22 protein-coding genes and 3 pseudogenes are annotated in these 20223 nt (G+C 41.1%); 16 read left to right on the top strand and 9 right to left on the bottom strand.

Features of this window, described 5'->3' with window-relative positions; all coding sequences use genetic code 11:
- Window positions 1–92 (top strand): annotated as a pseudogene (locus FTT98_RS14700) (IS5/IS1182 family transposase); the annotation flags it as partial.
- 89 nt (window positions 93–181) lie between these two features.
- On the opposite strand, the gene FTT98_RS14695 reads toward FTT98_RS14700, so the two are convergent.
- Both FTT98_RS14695 and FTT98_RS14690 read right to left on the bottom strand, forming a co-directional pair.
- Window positions 182–1246 (bottom strand): aldehyde reductase, encoded by a 1065-nt coding sequence (locus FTT98_RS14695; protein ID WP_180041086.1) that lies wholly within the window; start codon window positions 1244–1246, stop codon window positions 182–184.
- A gap of 356 nt (window positions 1247–1602) precedes the next feature.
- Window positions 1603–2937 (bottom strand): annotated as a pseudogene (locus tag FTT98_RS14690) (ISNCY family transposase).
- Between the two features lie 425 nt (window positions 2938–3362).
- Here FTT98_RS14690 and rlmF point away from each other — a divergent pair.
- Both rlmF and bfr read left to right on the top strand, forming a co-directional pair.
- Window positions 3363–4337 (top strand): 23S rRNA (adenine(1618)-N(6))-methyltransferase RlmF, encoded by a 975-nt coding sequence (gene rlmF / locus FTT98_RS14685; protein ID WP_180041084.1) that lies wholly within the window; start codon window positions 3363–3365, stop codon window positions 4335–4337.
- Window positions 4338–4683: 346 nt separating this feature from the next.
- A complete protein-coding gene (bfr, locus tag FTT98_RS14680; protein ID WP_067762676.1) occupies window positions 4684–5148 on the top strand; it encodes a bacterioferritin in 465 nt (154 codons plus the stop codon).
- 57 nt (window positions 5149–5205) lie between these two features.
- On the opposite strand, the gene FTT98_RS14675 is transcribed toward bfr, so the two are convergent.
- Window positions 5206–5772, bottom strand: coding sequence for a peroxiredoxin (locus tag FTT98_RS14675; RefSeq protein WP_180008173.1), 567 nt, complete (start codon window positions 5770–5772; stop codon window positions 5206–5208).
- Between the two features lie 190 nt (window positions 5773–5962).
- Between FTT98_RS14675 and FTT98_RS14670 the strand changes: the two genes are divergently transcribed.
- From FTT98_RS14670 to bioD, 5 genes are all read left to right on the top strand, one after another.
- Window positions 5963–6694 carry a YqiA/YcfP family alpha/beta fold hydrolase gene (locus FTT98_RS14670; RefSeq protein ID WP_180041082.1) on the top strand — a complete coding sequence of 244 codons (732 nt, stop codon included), beginning with the start codon at window positions 5963–5965 and terminating at the stop codon, window positions 6692–6694.
- Between the two features lie 86 nt (window positions 6695–6780).
- The gene (bioA, locus tag FTT98_RS14665; protein WP_180041080.1) at window positions 6781–8073 is read left to right on the top strand and encodes an adenosylmethionine--8-amino-7-oxononanoate transaminase; all 1293 of its coding nucleotides are present in this window, start codon (window positions 6781–6783) and stop codon (window positions 8071–8073) included.
- Window positions 8070–9236 (top strand): 8-amino-7-oxononanoate synthase, encoded by a 1167-nt coding sequence (locus FTT98_RS14660; RefSeq protein ID WP_180041078.1) that lies wholly within the window; start codon window positions 8070–8072, stop codon window positions 9234–9236. The genes bioA and FTT98_RS14660 overlap by 4 nt, the downstream gene beginning before the upstream one ends.
- A gap of 1 nt (window position 9237) precedes the next feature.
- A complete protein-coding gene (gene bioC / locus FTT98_RS14655; protein WP_180005440.1) occupies window positions 9238–10011 on the top strand; it encodes a malonyl-ACP O-methyltransferase BioC in 774 nt (257 codons plus the stop codon).
- Window positions 10012–10674 carry a dethiobiotin synthase gene (bioD, locus tag FTT98_RS14650; RefSeq protein WP_180041076.1) on the top strand — a complete coding sequence of 221 codons (663 nt, stop codon included), beginning with the start codon at window positions 10012–10014 and terminating at the stop codon, window positions 10672–10674. It begins immediately after the preceding gene.
- Window positions 10675–10721: 47 nt separating this feature from the next.
- Here the strand turns inward: bioD and rluB are convergent, their stop codons facing one another.
- From rluB to FTT98_RS14635, 3 genes are read right to left on the bottom strand one after another with little or no spacing between them, the layout of a single operon-like run.
- The gene (rluB, locus tag FTT98_RS14645; protein WP_168379582.1) at window positions 10722–11840 is read right to left on the bottom strand and encodes a 23S rRNA pseudouridine(2605) synthase RluB; all 1119 of its coding nucleotides are present in this window, start codon (window positions 11838–11840) and stop codon (window positions 10722–10724) included.
- Window positions 11841–11881: 41 nt separating this feature from the next.
- Window positions 11882–12478 (bottom strand): SMC-Scp complex subunit ScpB, encoded by a 597-nt coding sequence (scpB, locus tag FTT98_RS14640; protein WP_168379583.1) that lies wholly within the window; start codon window positions 12476–12478, stop codon window positions 11882–11884.
- Window positions 12475–13269, bottom strand: coding sequence for a ScpA family protein (locus tag FTT98_RS14635; protein ID WP_180041074.1), 795 nt, complete (start codon window positions 13267–13269; stop codon window positions 12475–12477). The genes scpB and FTT98_RS14635 overlap by 4 nt, the downstream gene beginning before the upstream one ends.
- 338 nt (window positions 13270–13607) lie before the next feature.
- On the opposite strand from FTT98_RS14635, the gene FTT98_RS14630 reads away from it, so the two are divergent.
- Window positions 13608–14327 carry a GNAT family N-acetyltransferase gene (locus tag FTT98_RS14630; protein ID WP_180041072.1) on the top strand — a complete coding sequence of 240 codons (720 nt, stop codon included), beginning with the start codon at window positions 13608–13610 and terminating at the stop codon, window positions 14325–14327.
- Between the two features lie 14 nt (window positions 14328–14341).
- Here the strand turns inward: FTT98_RS14630 and FTT98_RS14625 are convergent, their stop codons facing one another.
- From FTT98_RS14625 to FTT98_RS14615, 3 genes are all read right to left on the bottom strand, one after another.
- The gene (locus FTT98_RS14625) at window positions 14342–14668 is read right to left on the bottom strand and encodes a hypothetical protein (RefSeq protein ID WP_180041070.1); all 327 of its coding nucleotides are present in this window, start codon (window positions 14666–14668) and stop codon (window positions 14342–14344) included.
- Between the two features lie 103 nt (window positions 14669–14771).
- A complete protein-coding gene (locus FTT98_RS14620) occupies window positions 14772–15389 on the bottom strand; it encodes an L-threonylcarbamoyladenylate synthase (protein WP_078190059.1) in 618 nt (205 codons plus the stop codon).
- An 89-nt stretch (window positions 15390–15478) separates the two neighbouring features.
- Window positions 15479–16141 carry an elongation factor P hydroxylase gene (locus FTT98_RS14615; protein WP_180008193.1) on the bottom strand — a complete coding sequence of 221 codons (663 nt, stop codon included), beginning with the start codon at window positions 16139–16141 and terminating at the stop codon, window positions 15479–15481.
- Window positions 16142–16238: 97 nt separating this feature from the next.
- On the opposite strand from FTT98_RS14615, the gene FTT98_RS14610 reads away from it, so the two are divergent.
- The 7 genes and pseudogenes from FTT98_RS14610 to FTT98_RS18275 form a co-directional block, all read left to right on the top strand.
- Window positions 16239–16796: a DUF177 domain-containing protein gene (locus FTT98_RS14610; RefSeq protein WP_078190057.1), complete on the top strand. Its 558-nt coding sequence runs from the start codon at window positions 16239–16241 to the stop codon at window positions 16794–16796.
- A gap of 77 nt (window positions 16797–16873) precedes the next feature.
- The gene (rpmF, locus tag FTT98_RS14605; protein ID WP_004279227.1) at window positions 16874–17056 is read left to right on the top strand and encodes a 50S ribosomal protein L32; all 183 of its coding nucleotides are present in this window, start codon (window positions 16874–16876) and stop codon (window positions 17054–17056) included.
- A 205-nt stretch (window positions 17057–17261) separates the two neighbouring features.
- Window positions 17262–18242 carry an ACP S-malonyltransferase gene (gene fabD / locus FTT98_RS14600; RefSeq protein WP_180008195.1) on the top strand — a complete coding sequence of 327 codons (981 nt, stop codon included), beginning with the start codon at window positions 17262–17264 and terminating at the stop codon, window positions 18240–18242.
- Complete coding sequence (fabG, locus tag FTT98_RS14595) at window positions 18239–18973, top strand: 3-oxoacyl-ACP reductase FabG (RefSeq protein WP_180008197.1); 735 nt, start codon at window positions 18239–18241, stop codon at window positions 18971–18973. The genes fabD and fabG overlap by 4 nt, the downstream gene beginning before the upstream one ends.
- A gap of 85 nt (window positions 18974–19058) precedes the next feature.
- On the top strand, window positions 19059–19295 hold the full coding sequence (acpP, locus tag FTT98_RS14590) for an acyl carrier protein (RefSeq protein ID WP_078190054.1): 237 nt from the start codon (window positions 19059–19061) through the stop codon (window positions 19293–19295).
- A gap of 191 nt (window positions 19296–19486) precedes the next feature.
- Complete coding sequence (gene lysM / locus FTT98_RS14585) at window positions 19487–19960, top strand: peptidoglycan-binding protein LysM (RefSeq protein ID WP_180008199.1); 474 nt, start codon at window positions 19487–19489, stop codon at window positions 19958–19960.
- A gap of 196 nt (window positions 19961–20156) precedes the next feature.
- A pseudogene (locus FTT98_RS18275) lies at window positions 20157–20223 on the top strand (helix-turn-helix domain-containing protein); the annotation flags it as partial.

Raw genomic sequence — 20223 nt, 5'->3', positions numbered from 1 at the left:
TTAGAGGAATTGCCACAAGATACGATAAGCTAAAACGTAACTATCAAAGCGCTGTTGCTTTAGCTTGTATATTTATATGGTTGCCTCTTTAGCTCAATTTATCGGCTGTAAATGTCAACACACCCTAGTTTTTTAATATAAAAAGCCACCTATTCAAGGTGGCTTTTTATTGATGAGTGATTCACGGAATATATTGCTTCACAACACCGTCATCGAGAAGTTGTTGGAAATGCTCAACCACACTGTTTTGAATATCACGGTATTCGATCCCTAATTCTTTCTTGCTCTTAGCTGCATTAAAGTAAATTGGGTAGCCCATATTGAGTTCAACAAATTTACGAGGGAAGCCGGCAAGAGGGCCAAATGCCTTAAAAGCAAACTTCGGTAAGGTATTGCGCGGAAATGGAAATTTATTCCCAAAATGTGCGCGCAATAATTTGCCCATATCTAATAGGCTTAATGTGCCACCACTAATTATATAACGTCCGCTCGCTGCGGGATTGAGAGCTGCTTGTACGTGCGCATCGGCAACATCGCGAACATCGACGATACCATTCCACATTGGTGGAACACCGGCCAAAGTCATACCATTGGCAAACTGTTGTAGAACTTCAACGCTTCCTGACTGTGTTGACGCTGTTAAAGATGGCCCCATGACCAGTGCTGGATTAATACAGACCAGATCCCAACGGTTTTGTGCTTTTTGCATTTCCCACGCTTTGCGCTCAGCCATCACTTTTGAATATGGATAAGGCTGATGAGTTTCTGAACTGGAGGTATTCCAATGCGATTCATCAAATTCATTATGCTCGGTCTGTAGAATATCAATGGCATCACCATAGGTTGATGCGATGCTTGAAGTCACGACAACACGTTGTACAGATTCTGTTTTATTGACACTGTTGAGTACATTTTCAGTGCCTAAAATAGCCGGCTCAATAATGTCTTTTATTGCGTCTTTATAGTTGGTCACAACAAAAGGGGATGCCATATGGATCACAATGTCACAACCTTGCATGGCTGAATCAAATGCACCCTCATCCAATAAATTGGCTTGAAACAGTTTTAAAGCGCCAGTTGTTTTAGCTGCAATTTTTTCGAGATGTGCAAATCCTGATGTTTTATTCAGATCTCGAACTGTGGCATGCACTGTATGACCTAATTCGAGTAAATTTTTGATGACCCAACTGGCAATATAGCCTGTCGCGCCTGTGACGAGTATCTGTCTTGTTGTCTTGCTATTCATATTCTTCAACTTTAATTGACGCATTTTTTATCATATTGAAAATATTTAGTTTTGTCTTTGATTGATTTGAAAAAATATATGTTGATGATTGGGTTTAATGTGCACTAAATTCAGCAGAGAATGCATGTGAACGCTGCAAAAGTACTTTTTTATGATCTTAAAAGCGTGAATATGGGATGAATGTTGGATAGATGCATATTCTTATGAGTATGGACGCAAAATCTCACAGAAAAATGGACAAAGAGTCATATCTAACTTGTGCGCTTTAATTTAAAGCCTAGATCTTAGGTCTAAGCTTCTTCTGCTATTCACCAATTAAAATGTCTATGCGATAAACCATTTAAAATGTCCTGTTTTTAACTGCAAGAGTCAAGAACAGGATTTAAATATCTTTGTTCAATAACAGCTTTCTGAGCTTTACGACTCGGCATACTTTTCTTGAGACGGGAACGTTTATTCTGTTTCTCCAACTCCTCATGTTGCTGCTGGATATGGGCCAGAACCGAGCCTAATCTTTTATTCTCAACAACTGCATTTTGCTGTAGTCCAGACAGTTTATTGAAGGTGCTATAGTTGATCTTCCGTCCTTCATGCATGATCGCTACAGTGCCATCCAGATACTCCAGAAATGAAATGTATTGCCCAACAAGCTTATGATTCAGTGCTGTTGGCTCAAGTATATAAATACACTTGTCATACGTGATGGTCAGGTTCTTCGTGACCTTACGCGGTTCTTGCCAGGTGAAAATATCCTCCAGTTCAGCATCAAACTCTGTTAAAGGGCGATGTAAGTTCTTGGAATTTCTCGCACACTTGACAAACTTCTGATTGAACTGCTCAATGAAGCAGGGTAGTCAGGCATTGGCTTCGGCAATCGAACTGATGCCTTCCAGACGCATCTCCTTGATCAGACGATCCTGAAGTGTCCTGTTGGCACGTTCCACACGACCTTTGGCCTGCGGTGAGTTGGCAAAGATAATATCAATGTTTAACTCGTTGAGGATCCGCCCAAATTGCGTGATCTTGCTGTCTTGGCAGGATTTCTGATTGACTCGGAATACCGAGTGTTTATCGCTATAAAAGGCCAACGGCTTGCCGTATTGCTCAATGTAGGCTCGGGTTGAAAGCATATAATCAAAGGTTGTTTCAGCCTCACAAAAGCGCAGATGCAACAGCTTTCCAGTGGCATCATCGATATAAACCAGCAAGCAGCATTTGGCGGCTCGTCCTTCAAACCAGTCATGATATGAACCATCAATCTGGATCAACTCACCGAAGCAATCCCGGTTATATCGAGGCTGATATGGCCGTTTCAGACGCTTGGATCGCGGAATCCAGAGCTCATTGGCAGTCATCCAGCGACGAACCGTTTCCACAGGAATATTCAGACCAAACATGCTCATCAGCTTCTCATGAGCCAAGGTTGGGCCAAAGCCCAGCAGATGTTCAGAAATAATGGAAAGGCATTCAGACTTTACGGCTTCATCATGGCGACGATGGCCAGGTTGACCACGACTGGCATGTGTCAGGCCTGAAACACCGTCTTGCTTTAGCTTCTGTAATAATCGGGTAATTTGGCGGGTAGAAAGATTCAGGATTTCAGCAGCACGGACTTGTGTAATACGTCGATCGCGAACGTCTTGTAGAACTGCAAGACGTTGTATTTCCTTGTCAGACATAGTGATCAGCATCTCAAATTATATCCGGTCCATGATGTTGATGTACATCATAGACTAAACATTTTTATTGGTGAGAATACAGACACTTTAAATGGTTTCTAACATCTTTTTATTTATCTTTAAATTACAAGATTTTATCTTGATGTAAAAAGCCCAATCATGTGTGATTGGGCTTTTTACGAGATTCTTTCCGTTCCATGCTTAAATTTTGAGTAATGTTTCACAGTTTTGTTTAATGAGATTGAATGCTATAGCAAACAAAAATGTCCAGATAAAATAAGAATAGGCTTCCAAGTGGTTATGGATTTTGCAGATAGGCAAATAAAAGGATTGGGGCGTCATTGTCAGTTAAATTCACGTACAATATCGATTAATTTGCAGGTATAGATCCTGCCTTATCAGATGATTCTGTTCTCCCGTTGATTATTGGCATTCATATGGCGCAAGCAAAGAAATCTTTTCCGCAACAAAAATCGGAACTACATGCACGAAATCTGCATCGCAGTCGTTACGATTTTCCGCAGTTAATCAAGAGTTGTCCGGAACTTGCGCCTTTTGTCAGCCCAAATAAATATAATGATTTATCGGTAGATTTTTCTGATCCGCACGCTGTGAAAATGCTCAACAAAGCATTGCTCAAGCATTTTTATGGCATTCAATATTGGGATATTCCTCAAGATTATCTTTGTCCGCCTATTCCGGGGCGAGCGGACTATATCCACTATTTGGCTGACTTGTTGAGTGCTAACAATAAAGGTCTGATTCCAGCTGGAAACACCGTTCAAGTCTTAGATATTGGCGTTGGCGCGAACTGTATTTATCCGATCATTGGTCATCGAAGCTATGGCTGGAAATTTGTCGGCTCAGACATTCATGCTGCATCGGTTAAAAGTGCCCAATTTATTGTGGAGGCAAATCCGAATCTGCGTAAAGGTATTCAGATTCGATTGCAGAAAAAAGCGAGCAATATTTTCAATGGTGTGATCAAACCTTCAGATCGTTTTGATTTGACCATGTGTAATCCGCCATTTCATGCCTCGCAAGATGAAGCCAACGCGACAGCAACGCAAAAATTAAGAAAACTGGGCAAGCCGGTTGATCGTACCAAGGTGGTGTTAAACTTTGGAGGTCAAAAAAACGAACTCTGGTGTGATGGCGGCGAAGAACGATTTGTCTGCCAAATGGTGCAAGAGAGCATTCAGTTTGCAGAGCAATGCCTTTGGTTTAGTACACTAGTTTCCAAGAAAACAACATTGCCAGTGCTTTTAAAGGCCTTAGCGAAGAGCGGCGCAGTGGATGTGAAAACTATTAAAATGACTCAGGGACAAAAAGAAAGCCGTTTTGTCGCTTGGACTTTTTTAGATTCAAAGCAGCAGCAAGCATGGAACAATGCACGTTGGACTTCAGCTTAAGTCTGTCTTCTTTGGAAATTTGGGTCATCAGTGCACTATTCCATGAATAGAGGCGAGGCATTGCAAGTATGGCGTCTTGGATCAATCCGGCGAATTTTTGCTAAACAAGACGCATTGTTAATTGTTACAAAAAACAGCATCTAGCGATTTTTGCTTATTTTGTGTTCTAAGCGCTTTGAATATTCTGCAAGGGCTTCTTTTATATGTGAAAAATGCGCGGAATTGAACTGCAAATGCGTATGTTTATCATTTAAATTTTATATAAATCATAAACTTACAAAAATTATATTTTGCATTCATTTTGAAACTTGTCCATAATATTTGAAAAGGGTATGGAGTGAAGAAAATGCGTGGCAATCCAGAAGTCGTAGACTACTTAAATATGCTGATCGGTGGCGAACTGGCTGCTCGTGATCAATACTTAATTCATTCCCGTATGTATGAAGATTGGGGCTTAAGTAAAATCTTTGAACGTATCGATCATGAAAGCCAAGAAGAAGGCTCACATGCAGATGCATTGATTCGTCGCGTATTGTTCCTTGAAGGAACGCCAAATATGAATCGTGATGATATTGAAGTCGGTACAGATGTTGTGACCTGTTTAAAAGCAGATTTGGCGCTTGAATATCATGTACGTGAGAAACTTGCACAAGGCGTAAAATTGTGTGAAGAAAAGGGTGACTATGTGACCCGTGATATGCTGCGTCAGCAAATGTCAGATACTGAAGAAGATCATACTTACTGGCTTGAAAAGCAAATGCGTTTGATCGAACTCATTGGCCTTCCAAACTATATTCAGTCTCAAATGTAATTTACGAAAAAATCTAAACACCCAGCACAAGCTGGGTTTTTTATTAAGTCATGAAAACTATTGTTGTAGTTTTTTGATATCTGCCAAAACTTGCGCCGCATGTGTCTGTGTATTCACACTGGTGTAGTAATAAACAATAATACCTTTCGGATCAATGAGAAAGGTTTCACGTTTGGCAAATTTTAAAATCCCTAAGTTTCGTACAATGCCTAACTGTGTCGCCAGCTTATGCTGTTGGTCGGCAAGAATTGGAAAGGGAAGTCCGAGTGCTTTAGAGAACTTTTGATGTGATGCAACATCATCTAAGCTTGCGCCCAAAACAACCGCATTAGTTTTTAAAAATTGTGGATACAGGGTTTTAAATTGATTGGCTTCTTCTGTACAACCGGGTGAGTTGTCTTTGGGATAAAAGTACAGAACGAGCCATTTCCCTTGATATTGCTTCAGTTCGTGCCATTTTCCGTTTTGATCTTGTAATTTAAAGTTGGGTGCGGGTGTGCCTACCCATTGTTTTTGTTTGTTTTGACTGGTGCTGAGTATTGATGTTTCGGCAACTGTGATTTGGGTGGTTGCTATTAAAGCACATGTCATTAAACAGATTTTTAGCAATGAAGAAACTTTCATAGAGCATCAGTTTATATTGTTCTTTATCTGATCTTAGCAAATTTTAAAGCGCTGTAGGCTAGCTGATTTTATATTTATTGAAGTAGATTTCGAATGTCTTTTGGCAAATCGGTTGATGTGCTGAAATGCCACTATCAAACGTGCTCTGAACTTTTATACTATTTGGAATCGTTTAATTTTAGAGTTTGCATTGAAACAACAGATTTTACTTATTACTGGCTGGGGCGGCGGTCGTAAATTACTTGCTCCTTTACAGCAGGCATTGATCGCTCAAGGTTATCAGGTCGAATTATGGAATATTTTTGATGCCTTAAATCTAGAAGTGCTCGAACAGAAAGTTGAATTGGCGCAGCAATTTGATGTGATTATTGGCTGGTCCCTTGGTGGTCAATTGGCGACGATTTTGGTAGATGAAATTCAAAAAAAATATCAACAACAGAAAGTGCTGATCACATTAGGCTCAAATCCAAGTTTTGTGGCTGATGAACAGTGGCCTGCTGCGATGGATCAAGTCAGTTTTCAAAGCTTCAAACAATCTTTCGAGCAGGATGCAATTTCGACCTTAAAAAAGTTTGGTTATATGGTTTGTCAGGGCACTGATAGCAGCAAGCAAGATTTCATCACCTTGCAAAGTTTGATTCAAGCGCAAAATTTAGATGTGCTTCGAGCAGGATTAAACTGTTTGGAGAAGCTTAATAATGTCAGTATCTTGAAAAACTACACAGGTCATCAATACCATATTTTTGCTAAGCAAGATTATTTGGTTAGTTACAAAGTTGAACGCTTACTGCGTAATTTAGCTGTAAAGTTTTTGGAGACTGAATTGGTTTCTGGCTCACATGGCTTTCCATTGTTTGAATCTGAAGTCATAAGTTGCAAAATCTTCCAATATTTAAAGAAAATAGAACAAATCTCTGAATAGCTGGGCTTTATGGCAATTTATTTTTCATTGGCGTGGGGGTAACATCTTGCCACATTGATGTTTTAGCCTGATACATGGAGTGAGGGATGGTCAATTTAACCGATCTACAATTTGATCAGCAGCATATTTGGCATCCCTATACATCGATGACTCAGCCCCTTCCAACGTTTAAAGTGAAACGTGCGCAAGGGGTAATGATTGAGCTTGAAGATGGTCGTCAATTGATTGACGGTATGTCTTCATGGTGGTGTGCAATTCATGGTTATAACCATCCCGAGCTAAATCAGGCAGTGACCGATCAACTGCAACAGATGTCACATATCATGTTCGGTGGATTGACACATGATCCCGCGATTCAACTGGCTAAATTACTGTTAAAAATCACACCGCCCAGTTTAGATAAAATCTTCTTTGCCGATTCAGGTTCGGTTGCTGTCGAAGTAGCCTTGAAAATGGCAGTGCAGTATTGGGCATCTTTACATCAACCGAATAAAACCAATTTTGTCACACCACGTTCTGGCTATCATGGCGACACTTGGAATGCGATGTCTGTGTGTGATCCCGTGACAGGGATGCATCAAATTTTTGGCCCAAGTTTGCCAAATCGAATTTTTGTTCCTGCGCCGCAAATTGGCTTTGACCAAGCGTGGAATTCAGCGGATATTGCTGAACTAGAAAAGACTCTGATTGAACAGCATGAAAATATTGCGGGATTGATTCTTGAGCCGATTGTACAAGGCGCAGGAGGTATGCGTTTCTATCATCCTGAATATTTGCGTCAAGCTAAATTACTCTGCAAGCAATACAATATCTTGCTGATCTTCGATGAGATCGCGACAGGTTTCGGGCGAACAGGAAAACTCTTTGCTTGGGAATGGGCTGAAGTTGAGCCGGACATTATGTGTATTGGCAAAGGGCTGACAGGCGGTTATATGACCTTGTCTGCAACTCTAACCACGCAGAAAGTTGCGAATATGATCAGCCAAGGCGAAGCTGGTGTGTTTATGCATGGCCCAACCTTTATGGCAAATCCGTTGGCATGTGCTGTGGCTGTAAAAAGTACCGAAATGCTGCTGTCTCGAGATTGGCAAGCCAATATTCGACGTATCGAAGCTCAATTGAAGTTTCATTTACCAGCACTTTCATCGCTTGAACATGTCAAAGATGTACGAATACTTGGTGCTATTGGTGTGGTGGAATTGACCTTTAATGTAGATATGAAAACCCTACAACAGGAGTTTGTCCGTCGTGGTATTTGGATTCGTCCATTTGGTAAGCTGGTGTATGTTATGCCCCCATATATTATTTCAGAGCATGCATTAAAAATTTTGCTAGAACAAATGGTTGAGGTGGTGAAAAACATGGAGCAGCCAGCATGAATCTGCTCAACCATTTTTCAGATCAACTTGATCAACTAAAACAGCAAGGCAACTTACGTCAGTTCACTTCAAATCATCAGCACGATCGTTACATTAGTATTCACGATCACAACATGTTGAATTTAGCGTCAAATGACTATTTAGGTTTGGCTTCAAACCAACATCTACGTGAACAATTTTTTGATGAAACCCCGAACGCACAGCGTTGGATGAGTTCATCCTCTTCGCGGTTGCTGACGGGGAATTTTCCAGAATATGAGCAACTTGAATCAACATTAAGTGATGCCTTTCATGGCCGATCAGCACTGTTATTTAACAGCGGCTATCACATGAATATCGGGATTTTACCTGCACTGGCAGACAGTAAAACCTTGATATTGGCGGATAAGCTGATTCATGCCAGTATGATTGATGGCATCCGATTATCGAGTGCGAAATATGTACGTTATCGCCATAATGATTTGGCGCATCTATTTCAGCTTTTATGTAAATACCATGAAGATGAGGCTTTTGAGCGGATCATTGTGGTGACTGAATCGATTTTCAGTATGGATGGTGATGAAACTGATTTGGCTGAATTGGTACGGATCAAAAAACAATTTTCCAAAGTGATGTTGTATGTCGATGAGGCGCATGCAATCGGTGTGCGCGGTGAGCGTGGTTTAGGCTGTGCTGAGCAATATCAGGTGATGGATGATATTGATCTTTTAGTCGGTACATTTGGTAAAGCACTGGCTTCAATAGGGGGGTATCTCATTTGTCATTCGATTATTCGTGACTATTTGATTAACTCGATGCGACCGTTGATTTTTAGTACTGCACAGCCCCCGATCTGTATGGCATGGACAGATTTTATTTTCAAGAATGTTTTAAATTTAAAAGCAGAGCGTCACCATTTACAGCAAATCAGTCAAAATTTGCAACAAGCGGTGCAAGACAAAGGTTTTGATTGTCCATCTACATCACATATTGTGCCCGTCATTATTGGCGAGTCGAATAAAACTGTTGCCAAGGCTCAAGCTTTGCAAGCGGCAGGTTTTTATATCATGCCTGTACGTCCGCCCACTGTGCCGCAGCATAGTTCGCGCTTACGCATCTCTTTGACTTCCAACATTGGTCAAGAAGAGCTGCATACATTAATCAAGCAACTAATGGCAGAGTAAGATGCTGGATAAATCTCAAATTAAGCAGCGCTTTTCTAAAGCTGTGTTGACCTATGATCAGCAGGCTGTGGTTCAAAAAAGAATCTGCACAGAGCTGGCAGGACTGATGGATCAGTATGTCGGGAAAAAACATTGGCATCAGGCTTTGGAAATTGGTTGCGGTACAGGAATGTTCACGCAGGAAGTGTTAAAGCATTGTTCAATTGATACTTTATATTTGAATGACTTGTCTGAAAATATCGTCACTTTGCAAGATGCTACCTTTTTGCAAAAGACCCATACCCATCTGCTGATGGGTGATATTGAAAAGCAGGCGCTTCCGCAAAACTTAGACTTGGTTATTTCAAGTTCTGCTTTGCAGTGGATGTCCGATTTACCGCAGTTGTTTAGCAAAATATATGAAGCTTTAAAGCCACAAGGATATTTTGTATTCAGCAGTTTTGGTACGGAAAATTTGCGTGAAATGAAGCAACTGACGGGCTGCGGTTTGGATTATTTTGAAATTCATCTGCTGCAACGGTTTTTGATGGATTGTGGTTTTGAATTTGTCATGATGAAGCAAGAGGTACAGCAATTGTATTTTGAGCATCCCCGCGATGTGCTTCAGCATATTAAGGCAACGGGAGTGACTGCAACGGCACAACATCGCTGGACAAAAAGCACTTTGCAACAGTTTTATCTGGATTATGCACAGTTTGTACATGCTCCTGATTCAGAGGATTTTCAGTATCCGCTGACCTATCATCCCATCCAATGTATTGTAAGGAAAAAATAAGTGGCTCAAATTTACTTTATCAGTGGAATAGACACAGGCATCGGTAAAACTTATGCGACGGGTTATTTAGCGAAATTGTGGAATGAGCAGGGCCAAAAAACTATTACCCAAAAGTTGATCCAAACGGGCAATGTCGATATTTCTGAGGATATAGAACAACATCGTCAAATTATGGGTACGAGGTTGTTGGTCGAAGATGAAACCAAACTTACGATGCCTGAAATATTTAGTTATCCTGCGTCGCCACATCTCGCCACCAAACTCGATGGACGTGACATTGATTTTGCTAAAATTGAATACGCGACAAAACGTTTAACTGAAAAATATGACAACGTTTTACTCGAAGGTGCGGGAGGGTTGATGGTGCCATTGACTACGGACCTTTTAACCATCGACTATGTTGTAGAGAAGCAATATCCCGTTATTTTGGTGACTTCGGGGCGTTTGGGCAGCATTAACCATACGATTTTAAGTTTGGAAGCACTAAAAAGTCGTGGCTTGGCGCTTTATGCACTGGCTTATAATTTAAATGATGAATCGCAAGATGTATTGATTTCTAAAGATACTGCTGAATATTTAAAAGCATATTTAGCCAAACTCTTTCCAGAGGCGTTATGGATTGATGTTCCAGTGATTCCGTCAGTGTTGATTCCGTCAGTATAAAGAAACAAAAAACCGCTCAAATGAGCGGTTTTTTTATACTTAAGAAATTAAAATTTCTTAAAGCCTTTGTTGTTTCCGCTAAATGCACGACTTGGCACAGAGTCATTACGACGCTCACGATTGCCATAATTGTCGTTACGACGTTCACGGTTACCGAAGTTTTCACTGTTGCGATCATTACGGTTATTGTTGAACCCTTCGTTGCGACGCTCTGAACGATTAAATCCATTGCCTTGGAAACCACCTTCAGTACGACCAGTACGACGTTCGCCACGATTGTCTTGATAACCATTGCTTTGTTGTGGCTGGTTTTCGTCACTGTCACGACGTTGTTGGCGTAAGTAACCACCGCGACGTGCTGCCATTGGTTTGTCTTGCATACGTTCAGTACGACGTTTCGCCATACCAAACAGGCCAGTACCTTGACGTGGTTTAAGTTCAACCGACTTGGTTAAGTTGTCAATATCTTGTTTATCTAGCTCGATCCAACGACCAGTACGCAGTTCGCGTGGCAGAATCACTGAACCATAACGTGTACGTAAAAGACGGCTCACTTTTAAGCCTTGAGATTCGAAAATACGACGAACTTCGCGGTTACGACCTTCTTTTACGACCACTTGATACCAACGGTTAATACCGTCACCACCAATTTCAGAGAATGACTCAAATTTTGCAGGGCCATCATCTAAAACAACGCCTTGTAACATGTTGTTTTTTAACTGAGGAGTGACTTCACCCATGACACGAACGGCATATTCACGTTCGATTTCGCTAGAAGGGTGCATTAAACGGTTCGCCAGTTCACCGTCATTCGTGAACAGCAATAGACCTGTAGAGTTGATATCTAGACGACCCACCATCACCCAACGATCACCGGTAATTTGAGGTAATTGTTCAAATACCGTTGGACGGTTTTCAGGGTCATTGCGTGAGCAAATTTCGCCTTCTGGTTTGTAGTAAATCAACACACGGCGACGAATTTCGTCTTCAATTTGGAACTGAACTTTACGACCATCGATGCGAAGCTCATCACCCGGTTCAATACGTTCACCCACTTGGGCAACTTGCCCATTTACGCTCACACGACCAGCGGCAATGACTTCTTCCATATAACGGCGAGAACCCAAACCAACGCGTGCGAGCACCTTTTGCAATTTTTCACTCATGACAGCATAACCTTAGAAATTATCATCAACAGTTCACCTATTTATGACTTCGGTGCATTCGCATCGAGGGCCATAAAAGCTTCCTTGGCATCCTGCAGGGGAGGCAATTGGCCCAAAGAGGTTAGACCAAAAGCATTTAAAAATTGAGGCGTTGTAACTAACAACGCGGGTCGTCCTGGGAGTTCACGAAAACCAGATTCTTTAATCCAGTTCCAGTCAAATAACGTACGTAAAATTTGACTATTGTTGGTCACCCCACGGATTTGCTCAATATCTGCGCGGGTTACCGGTTGATGGTAAGCAATGACAGAAAGAGTTTCGAGCAAGGATGGCGATAAACGAGTTGGTCGTTCAGGCCAGGTCTGTGCAATAATATTACGATATTTTGCACGTACTTGAAAACGGAAACCTTGAGCGGTTTCAACAAGTTCAATTGATCTGCCGTGTTGCAGCATTGAAAGTTGCTGCAAATATTGGCGTAATTCAGTTTTACTGAAACGGTCTTGGAAAGCCTCTTTTAAACGGGCAATACTCACTGCCGCTTCACTGGCAAAAATAATGGCTTCAAGCTGCATCAAAATTTCATGCAGATTATCTTCTGAAGTCACCGCAGTCATTTGTTTAAGTTCAGTGTTCATGCACGTGCTCCCTGAATTGCAAGCGGTGCTTCTACACCTGATGCGACAATTTGAACTTTTTGTTGGCGTGTCAGTTCCAACACGGCCATAAATGTCACGACAACACCCATGCGGCCTTGGCTTGGTTTGAGTAAGTCCGGAAAATCTAATACTTCACCTGACTCAAGCTTAGTTTCAATATAAGCAATACGTTCTTCGAGTAAGACAGGCTCTTGTAAAATTTGGTGGGTAACCGGTTCTGGTCGATTAAAAACACAGAGTATGGCATCACGAAGCAATTGAATGTCATAACCATCATTGGTTTCGACAATCGTTCCTAAACTGACATTGGTATCGAATGTATCTCGATCCAACACTGACATTTGACCTAATCTTTCCGCAGCTTGTTTGATGCGCAAATAGGTTTCTAAACGGTCAATCAATTCTTGTTTAGGATCTTGTTCATGTGCCGCGGTCGATTTAGGTTTTGGCAATAATAGACGCGATTTTAAATCGGCCAATAGGGCTGCCATCACCATATAGTCTGCAGTTAATTCAATATCTAGAGATTTCATTGCATCCATATAAGACAAATATTGGGATGCAATCGGGGCAATATCGACTTGTAATAAGTCGAAGCCATTTTTTTGAATCAGGTAAATCAGAAAGTCGAGTGGTCCTTCGAAATGCTCTAATAGAATTTCAAATGCAGCGGGTGGGATGTACAAATCTTCTGGAATAGCTTCTTGCCACTCATCCAAAACGCGAATGTGTGGAGCATCTTCCATAGAATTATGGACAGTTTGGTTCATTGCAATTATAGGCCACGCGAATTTTCAAAGGCATGCAGACAGCTTTCGCTTCGATCTCACATCGAAAGTAAAAGCACAAAAGTTATAGGGAATAGTGTAATGGAAAAATGCGTTTAAAGAAATTACTGAACGGTTGAATTGGGTAAAAACATAAAATTTATAGGGAATAGGCTTTATTTATACACATGTAAAATTTTAAAGCTGTGATATCGATCACAACTTGTGTTAATTATAAATAATACACTCATCAATCCATGAACTTATTTAAGCTGTGATGTCTGGATGGTGGGCGTCTATCATGAAATGATTTGAATGAATTGACTAAAAGAATATTTGCTATGCCACAACAATATAATCAATGGGGTCAGGCCGTAGGGATGACGTTGGCGCAGTTTGAACCTTGCCAGTTCAGATGTAAAACCGAAATGGGGCAATCTGTTCGGCTTATTCCAATGCTGCCAGATCAGCTTGATGATAGTCTTTTACAGCGGCTATGGCAGACAGTACAACAAGAACCTGATGAACGCTGTTGGACGTATTTGCCTTATTCTCAAATTCAAAGCATGCAGCAATTGCGTGATTATTTTCAGCAATCCTTTCATTTTGCCGGTTCGATACATTATGTCATTGAGGTTGGTGATGCCATTGTAGGGTGGATTGGTTTGCTCAATGTGCGCCCAGCACATGCTGTCATCGAAATTGGCAATGTCTATTTTTCAAGTTTAATGAAGCAATCAACCGCAGCAACAGAAACCATTTATCTATTGTTAAAAGCGTGCTTTGCAGCAGGTTATCGACGGGTGGAGTGGAAGTGTGATGACTTGAACACGCCTTCGAAAAATGCTGCTTTGCGTTTTGGCTTTCAATTTGAAGGGTTGTTTCGTCAACATGTGATTGTGAAAGGTCGTAATCGTAATACCGCTTGGTTTGCGATGTTGGATCAGGATTGGCCAATGTTGTCTCAAGCTTATGCAGCATGGCTCGATACAAATAATTTTGATGAGCAAGGGCAACAAAAAATTCATTTAAAAGAATTTATGCAGCTTTATCGCGCTTGAGCAAAAGCCAACTATCAAGACTTTGAGCCTGTTGGTAAGACTCTCTGCTCAAGTGCAAATTCGATGATGAGTTGGCACTGCGCTTGCGAGCAGAGATTTTGATTAGCTTTACGTTTAAACAGTGATTTGACCGTTGATGCATGCAGAAAATAACGAAAAACCTGCGGCGGTGTTGTCGCTATTGGTGAAATTAAATTTTTGTCTATTGCCCTTAGTTGAGCCGTGGATTCTAAAGTCCAAGGCTCAGTGGCATAAATGGCGAGATGATTGAGACGGTTTTGCTCGGAGACATTGAGGTCTGTCGCATTTTGGAGCTTGAGTAAAATTTGAAATAAAGTCATCAGGTCGATTCCTTTATCGAAAGGTGCTTTAACCGCGTTTTGAGCAGAGGACTTTTACATGCTGTGCCTCTGATCGGTAACAGCATGTATTTAACAGTACATGCTATTCAAAGGCACTGACATCACCGACACCACGGCGAATCACTTCAGGGTATTCACCTGCAAGGTTTACAACGCTAGTGGTATTTAAAGTACCTAAACCGCCATCAATTAATACATCTATTCTTTTGCCAATTTGCAGTTCAATTTCGTAAGGATCATCAATCGGTTCTTTTTGGCCCGGTAAAATTAAGGTCGATGTTAATAAAGGTTCACCGAGTTCTTTGAGTAACAATTGGCAAATCGGGTTGCTCGGAATACGCAGTCCAATGGTTTTCTTTTTAGGATGCATTAAACGGCGAGGAACTTCACTGGTCGCAGGCAAAATAAAGGTGGTGACCGCAGGGGTGTTATTTTTCAATAAACGATACATGGCATTGTCGACTTTGGCATACGTGGCAATGTCAGATAAATCTGCACAAATAATCGCATATTGATGTTTAGCATCGAGCTGACGAATTTGGGCAATGCGTTCCATGGCATTTTTGTTCCCAATCTGGCAACCGATGGCATAGGCGGCATCTGTGGGATAAACCACCACATCGCCGGCACGAATCCGTTCAACGGCTTGCGTAATTAAACGGGGTTGAGGATTTTCCGGATGTATTCTTAAATGCAACATGTCGTTTTCCTCTTATTATTAAAAGCTCTAGACATTATGTCGCGGTCTATTTGCTTTGTGCAATGTGAAATGCAGTCAAATTGTATAATTTAATCAAGCATTTCACGTTGAAATTCATTCGCCTGTAACATTTTGCCAGCACGTGTACAGTGACAAATGCATTGGATAAAGCGCCAAGCATCGCGTGGAAGTTTGGCATCGCCCTTAAAATAAGCCTGTAATTGTGCGTAGACATTATCTTTAAAGCTACTGCCATCTCCTCCTTCACCAGTAAGGTTATCAAGTGAGACACGAAACTTACGCCCAAAGGCTTTTGCAAATAACCATTCGATCGCTTGCGGCTTAATTTCTACCTGTTCAAAGAGGGCTTGTTGCTCTTTACTACGACCATCAGGTGCATACCAATAGCCTAAATCGGGAAGTAAACGACGTTGATCACCAGCAATAGTCCAATGACTAATTTCATGCAAGGCGCTATTGAAATAACCATGAGCAAATTGAATACGGGCAGGGCCGTTTGAATCAGCAGGAAAGTATTCGGGCTCAAAGTCACCTTTCACTAAGCTCACATTCAGGTGGGAAAACCAATGATTAAAGTGTAAGATGAGCCATTCGACGTGTTCTGTTTCTGTGGAAAGTTTCTCCCAAGCCGAGAGTTGCACTTGGTCGGTTGAAATGTCAGAATCAAGCGTTGAAATTGTGCTCATAAGTGATGAAACATTCACTTCTGTTTGCGGCTGCAACAGATGCATAACTTAAGTTACCCAAATGGTCTGTCTAAATAAGTACAAAATTGTATCTTAATCTTTGACAGAGTACTGATGAATTTGTAGAATTGCCGCCTTAATTATGTCAGCAAATACCTTTCCGGCACAGATTGAGCCGTTTAAATGGGCTGAACAGGGCTTTAAATGGTCAGGAACACTGCCATTATCTCGCTTTGTTCGTATTGCTCGTGAAGCTGTTGGATCAATTGATGATCAATTGATTAACATAGACTGTAAGCTATCAATGGATGCTTATCATCGCATTGTATGGCTGGATGGTCATGTTGAAACAAATGTTCCAATGGAATGCCAGCGTTGTCTGGATACTGTTGAGATCCCACTTGTTTTAAGTTTTCATCTAGCTCTTGTAGATGACGAGTCACTGATAGAGCGCTTGGATGAGGATGCTGATTTCATCGTTTTAGGTGAAAGTGAAGCAACAACCAAAGGTTCATATGATGCACCTGCGACTGCTGATTTACTCTCACTGATAGAGGATGAATTGTTATTGTTGATGCCTTTGTCACCTAAGCACGATGCTTGTGAACATAAGCATCAACCTGCCGCTGAAGAGCTTGTTGAAGAAAAACGGGACAACCCGTTTGATGTTTTGGCAGGTTTGAAGGGTAAACTTAACTAATTTTTGTGTTATACTCTTGAGTATAAGACAATCGAATTTGTTCTGATCCATTTTTTCGATCTTTGTAAGGAGCCATCATGGCCGTTCAGCAAAACCGTAAAAGTCGCTCTCGCCGTGACATGCGCCGTTCACATGACGCTTTAACCGAGAATGCATTAACTGTAGACCAAGCTACTGGCGAGACTCACCGTCGTCACCACGTATCTAAAGATGGTATCTACCGTGGTCGTCAATTATTCGCTAAAGCATCTGCTGAATAATTGGTGATGTATTAAGCGTCAAGCTTAGTAGAAAAAATGGGAGCGTTAAGCTCCCTTTTTTTGTACCGATTTTTTGTTGCATTTGGCAATTACCAAGACAAAAATTAAGTGTTAAATTTCCGTCCCTGAAACAAGCTTACATGGGATTGTGTTGAATAAATGTCCAAATAGCATAAATTCACCAATCTTGATAAAGGATTTTTTTATGTCTGCTAAACAACTCGAGCAAGCAGCTCAAGCTACTAAAACTGCATTCGTGTTCCCGGGTCAAGGGTCACAGAAAGTCGGCATGCTCGCTGAACTTGCAGAACAGTTTAGTAGTGTGCAAGCAACATTTGCAGAAGCATCAGAAGTAGTTGGCTTTGATCTTTGGCAAATTGCGCAAAGTGGTGAAGGGTTAAACCAAACAGAATTTACTCAACCTGTACTACTGACTGCCAGTATTGCTTTATGGCGTGTGTGGTTAGAGTTAGGTGGTGTTGCACCGAAATACCTTGCAGGTCACTCATTAGGTGAATACAGCGCCTTGGTTGCTGCGGGAGCGATGAGCCTAGGTGATGCCGTTAAACTGGTGAACCTACGTGGTCAGTTAATGCAAAGTGCTGTACCTGAAGGTCAAGGTGCAATGGCGGCAATTTTGGGTCTAGATGATGCCAAAGTCATTGAACTTTGTGCTCAAGCAGAAGGCCAAGGTTCAGTAGATGCTGCAAACTACAATGCACAAGGTCAAGTTGTCATTGCGGGCGATAAAGCCATGGTTGAAGCGGTTATGGCTGCTGCTAAAGAAAATGGCGGTAAAGCAATCGCACTTCCGGTTTCTGTACCATCGCATTGTGCATTGATGAAACCTGCTGCTGAACAGTTTGCGACAGCATTGGAACAAACTGCCATTGAGCTGCCTACTATACCTGTAATACAAAATGTAGGCGCTGAAATCGCGACTGATGTAGCGCAATTACGTCAGGCGTTAACTGCACAGTTATACCAATCTGTACAGTGGACAAAGACCATGCAGTATTTGCAAGACCAAGGTATTCAGTACATTGCTGAATGTGGTCCGGGTAATGTCCTTGCGAATCTCGCAAAACGTTTGCCAAATATTGAAAAAGCATTCCCACTCGACACGAAAGGTCGTATGGAAGATGCACTGAATGCCATTTTAGTGGCAGAAGGGAAAATTGCATGACACAAGAACGCAAAGTTGCTTTAGTAACAGGTGCGAGCCGAGGGATTGGAGCAGCAATTGCTCAGCAATTGATTCAAGACGGTTATTTTGTTGTAGGTACTGCAACTTCAGAAGCGGGTGCAGAAAAATTATCTGCAGCTTTTGCTGAAAATGGTGCGGGTAGAGTTTTAGATGTACGTGATGCAACTGCAATTGATGCATTGGTATCAGACATTGAGCAAAACTTTGGTTCTGTATTGGTTTTAGTGAACAATGCGGGTATTACCAAAGATAATTTGTTACTTCGTATGTCAGAAGATGATTGGGATGACATTCTCAACATTCATTTGAAAGCCGTTTATCGACTTTCTAAACGTGTTTTAAAGGGCATGACCAAAGCACGTTTTGGCCGAATTATTAATATTAGTTCTGTGGTTGCACATTTTGCTAACCCAGGACAAGCAAACTATTCTGCTGCAAAAGCAGGGATTGAGGCCTTTGGTCGCAGCCTTGCAAAAGAGATGGGAAGCCGCCAAATCACTGTAAATGCAGTGGCTCCGGGCTTTATTGCAACAGAAATGACAGAACAGTTAAGCGAAGAAATTCGTAAAAAGATGAGTGATCAAGTGGCTTTAAACCGTTTAGGTGAGCCGCAAGATATCGCAAATGCCGTAAGTTTTCTTGCTTCTGAAAAGGCAAGTTACATTACCGGAACTGTATTACATGTAAATGGTGGTTTATACATGAGCTAAGCGCTCAAGTATAAACTTTCAAAACGATTTAGATTCAATTAAACTAACGGCATTAAAAACGCCACAAGCAATGAGGAGAATTCCTGTGAGCGATATCGAACAACGCGTAAAACAAGCAGTAGCTGAACAACTTGGTCTTAAAGCAGACGAGATCAAAAACGAAGCTTCTTTCATGGATGACTTAGGTGCAGACTCTCTAGACCTAGTTGAATTAGTTATGTCTTTCGAAAACGATTTCGACATCACTATTCCTGATGAAGATTCAAACGAAATCACTACTGTACAATCTGCAATTGACTATGTTTCTAAGAAACTAGGTTAATTTTAGATTTCAGCGATGCTGATTTAAAAAGCCACCATTCGGTGGCTTTTTTTATGCTGAATATTTTGTTTTTACATTAGCTTACGTTTCTGTCACCAACAACAACTCAAAAGCGGTTATTTTTTAGCTATAAAAATAGAGTTTGAACAATAGTTAAATTATTTAAAACAGTAAAAACAACGGAGAAAAACATGGGTCTTTTTGATTTTGTAAAAGGAATTGGTAAAAAAAATACAGCGCCTGCAGAACCTCAGGCAGCGCCAGCAACACCTTCTGAACCATCTGCACAAGAAATTGCCAATAAGTTATTGGGTCATATCAAAGCACTGGGCTTACCTGTAACTGGCTTGTCTGTGAGTTATAACGGGACTTCAGATCTAGCAACAGTGAAAGGTCAGGTGCAAAGCCAAGCAGATCGTGAAAAGATTATCTTGGCGGTAGGGAATATTGATCATGTGGCGCAAGTGGATGATCAGTTGACTGTAGCAACGCCAGAACCGGAAAGTAAATTTTATACAGTTAAATCAGGCGATAATCTTTCTAAGATTTCTAAAGAATTTTATGGTGATGCAAATCAATACAATAAAATTTTTGAAGCAAACCGTCCTTTGTTAAAAAATGCCGATGACATTTTCCCAGGGCAAGTGCTGCGTATTCCTGCATAAATATTTGTGTTTACAGTAAAAAAAGCCATCTTGTGATGGCTTTTTTTTGTATGCGTTAATGGTGGGGTTAAATATAATACGGCTGAAATAATTCAAAATAAGAAATCAATGAAACAAAAAATCATCTTTATTATCTTAAGTTGACAAAAATAACTAATCATGCGAAAAAGTTTTTTTAGTTAACAGATGTTCACACATGCCTCGAATTGTTTCTGTACCACTTAGTTTAGAACAGCGAGAACGACTCATTTTTCTGGCCAAGC

This window comes from Acinetobacter sp. YH12039 (genome assembly GCF_013420015.1).
Classification (GTDB): domain Bacteria; phylum Pseudomonadota; class Gammaproteobacteria; order Pseudomonadales; family Moraxellaceae; genus Acinetobacter; species Acinetobacter amyesii.
The sequence above is the reverse complement of the archived record's forward strand: the minus strand, read 5'-3'. Positions and strand labels throughout refer to the sequence as shown.

What these genes read in the sequence shown, in the direction of transcription:
- FTT98_RS14695 (WP_180041086.1), bottom strand. Translation starts at nt 1,246, where the DNA reads ATGAATAGCAAGACAACAAGACAGATACTCGTCACAGGCGCGACAGGC.
- rlmF (WP_180041084.1), top strand. Translation starts at nt 3,363, where the DNA reads ATGGCGCAAGCAAAGAAATCTTTTCCGCAACAAAAATCGGAACTACAT.
- bfr (WP_067762676.1), top strand. Translation starts at nt 4,684, where the DNA reads ATGCGTGGCAATCCAGAAGTCGTAGACTACTTAAATATGCTGATCGGT.
- FTT98_RS14675 (WP_180008173.1), bottom strand. Translation starts at nt 5,772, where the DNA reads ATGAAAGTTTCTTCATTGCTAAAAATCTGTTTAATGACATGTGCTTTA.
- bioA (WP_180041080.1), top strand. Translation starts at nt 6,781, where the DNA reads ATGGTCAATTTAACCGATCTACAATTTGATCAGCAGCATATTTGGCAT.
- FTT98_RS14660 (WP_180041078.1), top strand. Translation starts at nt 8,070, where the DNA reads ATGAATCTGCTCAACCATTTTTCAGATCAACTTGATCAACTAAAACAG.
- bioC (WP_180005440.1), top strand. Translation starts at nt 9,238, where the DNA reads ATGCTGGATAAATCTCAAATTAAGCAGCGCTTTTCTAAAGCTGTGTTG.
- rluB (WP_168379582.1), bottom strand. Translation starts at nt 11,840, where the DNA reads ATGAGTGAAAAATTGCAAAAGGTGCTCGCACGCGTTGGTTTGGGTTCT.
- scpB (WP_168379583.1), bottom strand. Translation starts at nt 12,478, where the DNA reads ATGAACACTGAACTTAAACAAATGACTGCGGTGACTTCAGAAGATAAT.
- FTT98_RS14635 (WP_180041074.1), bottom strand. Translation starts at nt 13,269, where the DNA reads ATGAACCAAACTGTCCATAATTCTATGGAAGATGCTCCACACATTCGC.
- FTT98_RS14630 (WP_180041072.1), top strand. Translation starts at nt 13,608, where the DNA reads ATGCCACAACAATATAATCAATGGGGTCAGGCCGTAGGGATGACGTTG.
- FTT98_RS14625 (WP_180041070.1), bottom strand. Translation starts at nt 14,668, where the DNA reads ATGACTTTATTTCAAATTTTACTCAAGCTCCAAAATGCGACAGACCTC.
- FTT98_RS14620 (WP_078190059.1), bottom strand. Translation starts at nt 15,389, where the DNA reads ATGTTGCATTTAAGAATACATCCGGAAAATCCTCAACCCCGTTTAATT.
- FTT98_RS14615 (WP_180008193.1), bottom strand. Translation starts at nt 16,141, where the DNA reads ATGCATCTGTTGCAGCCGCAAACAGAAGTGAATGTTTCATCACTTATG.
- FTT98_RS14610 (WP_078190057.1), top strand. Translation starts at nt 16,239, where the DNA reads ATGTCAGCAAATACCTTTCCGGCACAGATTGAGCCGTTTAAATGGGCT.
- rpmF (WP_004279227.1), top strand. Translation starts at nt 16,874, where the DNA reads ATGGCCGTTCAGCAAAACCGTAAAAGTCGCTCTCGCCGTGACATGCGC.
- fabD (WP_180008195.1), top strand. Translation starts at nt 17,262, where the DNA reads ATGTCTGCTAAACAACTCGAGCAAGCAGCTCAAGCTACTAAAACTGCA.
- fabG (WP_180008197.1), top strand. Translation starts at nt 18,239, where the DNA reads ATGACACAAGAACGCAAAGTTGCTTTAGTAACAGGTGCGAGCCGAGGG.
- lysM (WP_180008199.1), top strand. Translation starts at nt 19,487, where the DNA reads ATGGGTCTTTTTGATTTTGTAAAAGGAATTGGTAAAAAAAATACAGCG.